At 67.8% G+C, this 7920-nt stretch carries 5 protein-coding genes; all 5 read left to right on the forward strand.

Features of this window, described 5'->3' with window-relative positions:
- Positions 1-137: 137 nt before the first annotated feature.
- Positions 138-2363 carry a glycoside hydrolase family 3 protein gene (locus tag H537_RS0109230; protein WP_043458451.1) on the forward strand — a complete coding sequence of 742 codons (2226 nt, stop codon included), beginning with the start codon at positions 138-140 and terminating at the stop codon, positions 2361-2363.
- 141 nt (positions 2364-2504) lie between these two features.
- Entirely contained in the window at positions 2505-5297 is a 2793-nt protein-coding gene (locus tag H537_RS0109235; protein WP_028997686.1) for a glycoside hydrolase family 2, read from the forward strand.
- 134 nt (positions 5298-5431) lie between these two features.
- Entirely contained in the window at positions 5432-6262 is an 831-nt protein-coding gene (locus H537_RS0109240; RefSeq protein ID WP_028997687.1) for an NAD-dependent epimerase/dehydratase family protein, read from the forward strand.
- Positions 6263-6309: 47 nt separating this feature from the next.
- Complete coding sequence (locus tag H537_RS0109245; protein ID WP_028997688.1) at positions 6310-7275, forward strand: TRAP transporter substrate-binding protein; 966 nt, start codon at positions 6310-6312, stop codon at positions 7273-7275.
- Positions 7276-7403: 128 nt separating this feature from the next.
- A partial coding sequence (locus H537_RS42020; RefSeq protein ID WP_084150548.1) for a TRAP transporter small permease occupies positions 7404-7920 on the forward strand: 517 nt, incomplete at its 3' end.

Consider the following 7920-nt stretch of genomic DNA (forward strand, 5'->3'; position numbering starts at 1 on the left):
GGGTTGCCTCTTACCGAAAAGGTATCGGGTTGAAGAAATTTGGCATTGGACCTTAAGAGGTCGACTGTCGAGACTACGCACTCACCACAACGACGATCACGGGCGGCGCGGCAGCCGATCCGCTGACAGGAGACAAGATGACGTTCCGTGCACCCTCACGCCTGCGCCCCGTGTCCGGCGCCTGCGCGCTCACCCTGGCCACCCTGGCGCTGGGCGGCTGCTTCGGCGGCGACGACGGCGCGCCCGCGCTGGAGCAGCCCGCCATCGGCGTGCGCAGCAAGGCCAAGCTGGTCAAGGACGGCTACGAGTTCCGCGACGCCAACGGCAACGGCCAGCTCGACCCCTATGAGGACTGGCGCCTCCCGGCCGAGGCCCGCGTGGCCGACCTGCTGCCGCGCATGACGCTGCAGCAGAAGGCCGGGATGATGCTCATCGACACGCTCAACGCCGGCTGCGCCGGCACCGTCGAGGGCACGCAGGCCGCCAATTTCGTGCAGGCGCAAAAGATGACGCGCTTCATCCTGCGCAACGTCGCCAACGCCACGCCCAGCCCCTGCACGGGCACGCCGGGCCGCGGCGGCTTCACCGTCACGCCGCGCCAGCTCGCCGAGTTCCAGAACGCCGTGCAGGCCCTGGCCGAGACCGAGCCGCTGGGCATCCCGGCGCTGTTCAAGGACAACGCGCGCAACCACTACAACAGCGACCCGCGCTTCGGCATCTCCGGCAGCGCCGGCGCCTTCACGGAGTTCCCGCGCGAGGCCGGCATCGCCGCGGCCGCACTGGGCACAGGCGATATGTCGCCGGTGCAGAAACTCACCGAGGTGATGGGCGCGGAGTGGCGCGCGGTGGGCCTGCGCGGCGCCTACGCCTACATGGCCGACCTGGCCACCGAGCCGCGCTGGTACCGCGTGTCGGAGACCTTCACCGAGAACGCGGACCTCAACGCCAACATCATGACCGCGCTGGTGCAGGGCCTGCAGGGCGGGCCGGTGAGCACCAAGACGGCCGTGGCGCTGACCATGAAGCACTTCCCCGGCGGCGGGCCGCAGGAGCAGGGGCTGGACCCGCACTACTCCTTCGGCAAGAACCAGATCTACCCGGGCGGCAACTTCGGCTACCACCTCAAGCCCTTCATGGCCGCCATCAACGCGGGCGTGTCGTCGATCATGCCGTACTACGGCGTGCCCATCAGCGTGACCTACGAGGGCGTGACCTACGACCAGACCGGCTTCGCGTTCAGCAAGCAGATCGTCACGGACCTGCTGCGCGGCAAGCTGGGCTTCCAGGGCTACGTCAACTCCGACACCGGCATCATCAACGACCGCGCCTGGGGCCTGGAAGGCAAGACCGTGCCGGAGCGCGCCGCCGCGGCCATCAACGGCGGCACCGACGTGCTCTCGGGCTTCAACAGCAACCAGACCATCACGGACCTGGTGGCCGCCGGGCTGGTGAGCAGCGCGCGCGTGGACGAGGCGGCGCGTCGGCTGCTTACGGAGCAGTTCAAGCTGGGCCTGTTCGAGAACCCCTACGTGGACTCGGCGCAGGTGGACGCCGTCATCGGCAGCGATGCCAACCGCGCCAAGGGCCTGGAGGTGCAGAAGCAGTCCATCGTGCTGCTGCAGAACGGCGACACCGGCACAGGCGCGAAGCTGCTGCCGCTGGCCGCGGGCAAGCGCGTCTACACCATGGGCATGGGCAAGGCCGACGTGGAGAAGTACGGCTACCTTGTCACGGACGGCAACTACACCACGCCCGGCGCGCGGCCCAGCGCCACGGGCCACGATGCGGCCGTGATCCGCGTGCAGGTCAGCAACCCCGCCGCCGTCACGGCCGGCTACCGCACCAAGGGCGCCACCACCGGCGCCGACCCGAGCAAGCTCAATCCGCGCACGGGCAAGGTGTGGGGTGCCGAGGACAGCTGCATCCTGTTCCCGGCCCTGAACCCGAGCTGCGTGGACGATGGGGGCCTGATCTACGGCGGCGCCTTCCCCTGGGAGGCGAACAACCTCTCGTTCACGACCATGGCGGCCTCGCAGTCGTGGCAGGTCACGCCCTCGCTGGCGGACATCCAGGCGGTGATGAACGAGGTGGGCGCGAAGAACACGGTGCTGGCGATCTACTTCCGCCAGCCCTACGTGCTGGATGACGCCAGCGGGCTGAAGAACGCCGGCGCCCTCGTGGGCACCTTCGGCGTCAGCGACGTGGCGCTGCTGGAAGTGCTCAGCGGCAAGTTCAAGCCGCAGGGCAAGCTGCCGTTCGCGCTGGCCAACAAGCTGGAAGCGGTGGTGAACAACCAGCCCGACGTGCCCGGCTACCCGGCCGCCGACACGCTCTATCCCTACGGCTACGGCCTGGGCTACTGACCGTCCAGCCCCGCACGGCCCATCCCTGAATCCCTACCCCGGTTGCCTGCAGGCAACCGGGTGAGCCGAGCTCACCCCAAAAAAGAGCCGTCAACCCTGCGCCCGCTGCTGAACGGCCATCCGCATTGGAGACATGCCCCCATGAAATCACTGTTCCCGTCCCGCAAGACCGTGGTTGCCGCCGCGGTGTCCGCCTGCCTTGCCGCGCTTCTCGCTGCGTGTGGCGGCAGTGATGGTGACACGGCGCCCACGTCCGGCGGGACCGCGAGCGTTGCGGAAGTTCGTTCCACGACGCTGCTGGACAAGAAGGATTGGCGCTTCATCCAGGACGACAACCTCACCGACGCCGCGGCGCTGAGCGCCAGCACAGCTGCGTGGTCCACCGTCAACCTGCCCCACTCGTGGAACGAGAAGGATGCCGCCCGCACCGACCAGACCTCCCCGACCAGCGTGGACTACAAGCGCGGCCAGGGCTGGTACCGCCTGGAGTTCGATGCCCCCGCCGGCGGCGCCACGCAGTGGCTGCAGTTCGACGGCGCCAGCATCGTGGCCGACGTGTGGCTCAACGGCGAGAAGCTCGGCCAGCACAAGGGCGCCTTCACGGCGTTCCGTTTCGACGTCACGGGCAAGCTCAAGAGCGGCCAGAAGAACGTGCTGCTGGTGAAGACCGACAACAGCGCGCCCACTTCCGACACGGCCCTCACGGCCATCGCACCATTGAGCGGTGACTTCAACATGGCGGGCGGCCTCTACCGCAGCGTGTCGCTGGTCACGACGCCCAACCCGGTGCACTTCGCGCTGGACGATCTGGGCAGCTCCGGCATCTTCGCCCGCACCACCGCGCTCACCGAGGGCAGCGCCTCGGTGAACGTCCGCGCCAAGCTGAAGAACGGCACCCAGGCGGACGCCACCTACACCGTCAAGGCAACACTGCTGGAAGCCGACGGCAAGACCGTCAAGAGCACGGCGCAGCGCAACTTCGCGGTGAAGGCCGGGGCACAGGTCGATACCGAGCAGGACATGGCCGTGGCCCAGCCGCACCTGTGGCAAGGTGTGGCGGATCCGTACCTGTACAAGCTGGTCGTGGAGATTCAGGACGCCGGCGGCACCACGATCGACAAGGTCGTGCATGACTTCGGCATCCGCATGATGAGCTTTGACGTCAACAAGGGATTCTTCCTCAACGGCAAGGCCGTTGCCCTGCGCGGCGTCAACATGCACCAGGACTTCCTAGGCAAGGCATGGGCCATCGGCACGGAAGACACCGACTTGTCGATGGAGCTCATCAAGGAGATCGGGGCCAACACGCTGCGCCTGGCGCACTACCCGCACGCTTCGTACACGTACCAGCAGGCCGACAAGCTGGGCCTGGTGGTCATGGCGGAAGTTCCATTCGTCAACGGCAGCACCCTGAGCATTCGCAATGCCAATGGCAGCGTGACTTGCTCCAACGCCGATCCGGAGACGACCGGGTTCAGCGCCAACGCACGTCAGCAGTTGCAGGAGCTGATCCGCCAGCAATACAACCATGCCTCCATCGGCCTGTGGTCCATCGGCAACGAGATGACCACCAACGGTGCGGGCTGCGGCCAGACCGATGCCAACAACAACGTCCAGCCGCTGCTGCGCTCGCTGCAGACGGTGGCCAAGAACGAGGACCCTGGGCGCCTGACGACGCTGGCGCAGGAGATCACCCGTAACGGCGACACCATCCTGCCGTCGCCGATCTCGGTCGGCTCGATCGCTGACAGCTTCAGCGTCAACCGCTATTTCCTCTGGTACTACGGCACGGACCCGGCTCAATTCGGACAGCACCTGGACGAGTTGCACGCGCAATACCCCACTAAGCCGCTGGGCGTGAGCGAGTACGGCGCCGGTGCAGCACTGGCGCACCACACCGACAATTCGCTGGGCGGACGGGTGTGCTCACGTGACGCCACGCGCTCGGCGCGGATCTGCTACCAGCCCGAGGAGTACGCCAACTACGTGCACGAGCAGGACTACGCGACGCTGCAGAGCAAGCCTTACATCTACGGCACCTATGTCTGGAACATGTTCGACTTCGGCTCGGGCATCCGTCACGAGGGCGACATCGGCGCGACCAACACCAAGGGTCTGGTGACCTTCGACCGGCGCACCAAGAAGGACGCGTTCTTCTTCTACAAGGCCCACTGGAGCGCCGAGCCGTTGACCTACCTGACCGGACGCCGCTACACGGAACGCGCCTACCCGGTGGCCGACGTCAAGGTGTACAGCAACGGCGACTCGGTGACGCTCAAGGTCAACGGCACCGCGGTCGGCACGCTTAGCCGCGCGCAGTGCGCGAACATGGTGTGCGAGTTCAAGGGCGTGACGCTGAAGGCGGGCGCCAACAGCGTGGTGGCCGAAGGCTCGCACGGTGGGCAGACGATCAGCGACGGCGCCACCTGGAACCTGGCCACGGACAACGCCACCAACCTGTTCATCGCCGCGGGCCAGCTGACCACGGGCTTCGTGTCCAACGATGCGCTGCTGGGCAGCCACCGCTACGGCTCGGACAACTTCTTCACCGGCGGCACGCCGGTCACGCTGGGCGCGACCACGGTCATCCAGGGCCTGGGCAGCACCGCGGTGCCGGAAACCGGTCGGGTCTGGGACGCGTACCGCGAGGGCAGCAGCTTCAGCTACGAAGTGCCGCTGGCCAACGGCAACTACACCGTGACCCTGGGCTTCCTGGAGCCCACCGCCACGGCGGCCGGCGCGCGCGTGCTCAACGTGGACGCCAACGGCGTGAACGTGGTGTCGGGGCTCGACGTCTTCGCCAAGGCCGGCGGGCGCAACGCGGCCACCACGGCCAGCTTCCCGGTGGCGGTGACGGCCGGCAAGCTCAAGCTCGACTTCAAGGGCAACGTGGGCAACGCCATCGTCTCGAACATCGCGGTGGTGAAGCAGTAACGCCGATCCCAAACATCCCCACAGCCGCCTGAACTGCCGGCTACCCGGGCGTCGTGCCTGCAACCCGGCGGCCTTTCTCGGCGGCCGGGCGGGCCACGCCCACCCTTCGAATCTCCAGCCCATCCGCGACCACCATGCTGCCTGACCCCTTCTCCCCTATCCGCTTCAACCGCCTGCTGCTCACCGGCGCGGCCGGCAACCTCGGCCGCGAGCTGCGCCCGCGCCTGCGCCGCTACTGCGACACGCTGCGGCTGAGCCACCGCCGCGACTTCGGCCCCGCCGAAGCAGGCGAGGAGATCGTGCTGGCGCACCTGGAGAACAAGGCCGCCATGCACACGCTGCTCGAAGGCGTGGACGCGGTGGTGCACATGGGCGGCGTCTCCACCGAGCAGCCCTGGCAGCCGATCCTGGAGGCCAACATCGTCGGCGCCTACAACCTCTACGAGGCGGCCCGCCACCACCGCGTGCGGCGCATCGTGTTCGCCAGCTCCAACCACGTCACCGGCTTCTACCGGCAGGACCAGGTGATCAGCCCGCGCGACCCGGCCCGCCCGGACGGCCTCTACGGCCTGTCCAAGGCCTTCGGCGAGGACCTGGCGCAGCTCTACTACGACCGCTTCGGCATCGAGACCGTGAGCCTGCGCATCGGCTCCAGCTACGCCGAGCCCAAGGACCGCCGCATGCTCGCCACCTGGCTGAGCTTCGACGACCTGGAGCGGCTGGTGGTGGCTGCGCTCACCGCCCCGGTGGTCGGCCACAGCGTCATCTACGGCGTCTCCGACAACGCCACCACCTGGTGGGACAACTCGCCGGCGCGCCACGTCGGCTACCGGCCCCAGGACAGCTCCGACACCTTCCGCGCCGCCGTGGAGGCGCGGCAGCCGCGCATCGACCTGGACGACCCCGCCACGCGCTACCAGGGCGGCGCCTTCGTGCGCACCGGCCCGTTCGAGGACAAGGCCTGAGCAGCAAGCTCTTTTCGCCACACACCAACTTCAACCGGAGACAAACCATGATCAAGCAAATCGCCCTGGCCGCAGCCGCCGCGCTGGCCGCCCTCACCGTGCAGGCCAAGGAGTTCCGCTCGGCCGACGTGCACAACAGCGACGACTACCCCACCGTCGCGGCCGTGAAGCACATGAGCCAGGTGCTCGAACAGAAGAGTGGCGGCAGGTACAAGATCAAGGTCTTCAACAAGAGCGCCCTGGGCACCGAGAAGGAGACACTGGACCAGCTCAAGATCGGCGCGCTGGAGATGAACCGCGTCAACATCTCGTCGCTGAACTCCATGTGCCCGAAGTCGCTGGTGCCCACGCTGCCCTTCCTGTTCAACAGCGTCGAGCACATGCACCAGGTGCTCGACGGCCCGGTGGGCGAGGAAATTCTCAAGGGCTGCGAGCACGAGGGCCTGGTGGGCCTGGCCTTCTACGACAGCGGCGCGCGCAGCATCTATGCCAAGAAGCCCGTGCGCAGCCTGGCCGACGCCAAGGGCATGAAGATCCGCGTGCAACCTTCGGACGTCTGGGTGGCCGTGGCCTCCGCGATGGGTGCCAACGCCACGCCCATGCCCTACGGCGAGGTCTACACCGCGCTCAAGACGGGCATCATCGACGCGGCCGAGAACAACGTCCCGTCCTTCGACACCTCCAAGCACTATGAGGCGGTGAAGGTGTTCTCGCGCACCGAGCACTCGATGGCGCCCGAGGTGCTGCTGATCAGCAAGGCGGTGTTCGACAAGATGCCCAAGGCCGACCAGGACCTGTTCCGCGCCGCGGCGAAGGAGTCCGCGGCCTTCCAGCGCCAGAAGTGGGCGGAGCAGGAAGCCAAGTCGCTGGCCACCATCAAGGCCGCCGGCGTGCAGATCGTGGACAACGTGGACAAGGCCTCGTTCCAGGCCGCCATGCAGCCGGTGTACGCCAAGTTCGTGACCACGCCGGACCTGCAGCGGCTGGTGAAGGCGGCGCAGGACGCCAGGTAAGCCGTCCACCGGCGGCGCCCGCCGCGCCGCCGCTTGTTGCATGAACGAGCGTCATGCCCTCGGGAGAGGGTGTGACGAGCCTTGTCGCGCGCGTGCCGCATGCAGCGCGCGCCCTCCCGGAGCCCTCCATGACTTCCTCCGCCGCCCTGCCGGCCACCGTCGCGGACAACGAGCACATCGATGCCGTTGGCTCGCCGCTGGAAGCGGACCACACGCGTCCGCCGTCCACCCACCTCTACTCGCGCTTCTGCGCCTTCCTCTCCAAGGCCAGCCTGATGCTGGCCGTCGTCGGGCTCATCGCCCTGATTCTGTGCGTGCAGTTCCAGGTCGTCGGTCGCTACATCTTCAATGACACGCCCACCTGGGCCGAGGCCCTGGCGCTGCAGCTTGTGCTCTACATCACCGCACTGGGCGTGGCGGTGGGCGTGCGCGACGCGGGCCACATCGGGCTGGAGTCGCTGGTGTCGCTGCTGCCCGACGCCTGGCGGCTGCGCCTGGAGATCCTGATCCACGGCTTCGTCGTGCTCTTCGGCGCCATCATGGCCAAGAGCGGCTGGCTGTGGACCACCATCAAGTGGAGCGACATCAAGCCCATGCTGGGCGTGCCCGTGGGCGCGGACTACCTCGCGCTCGTGGTGGCCGGCG

The organism is Azohydromonas australica DSM 1124 (genome assembly GCF_000430725.1).
Lineage (GTDB): Bacteria > Pseudomonadota > Gammaproteobacteria > Burkholderiales > Burkholderiaceae_C > Azohydromonas > Azohydromonas australica.

Excerpts from the sequence above, each read along its gene's own strand:
- H537_RS0109235 (WP_028997686.1), top strand. The coding sequence starts at position 2,505 with ATGAAATCACTGTTCCCGTCCCGCAAGACCGTGGTTGCCGCCGCGGTG.
- H537_RS0109240 (WP_028997687.1), top strand. The coding sequence starts at position 5,432 with ATGCTGCCTGACCCCTTCTCCCCTATCCGCTTCAACCGCCTGCTGCTC.
- H537_RS0109230 (WP_043458451.1), top strand. The coding sequence starts at position 138 with ATGACGTTCCGTGCACCCTCACGCCTGCGCCCCGTGTCCGGCGCCTGC.
- H537_RS0109245 (WP_028997688.1), top strand. The coding sequence starts at position 6,310 with ATGATCAAGCAAATCGCCCTGGCCGCAGCCGCCGCGCTGGCCGCCCTC.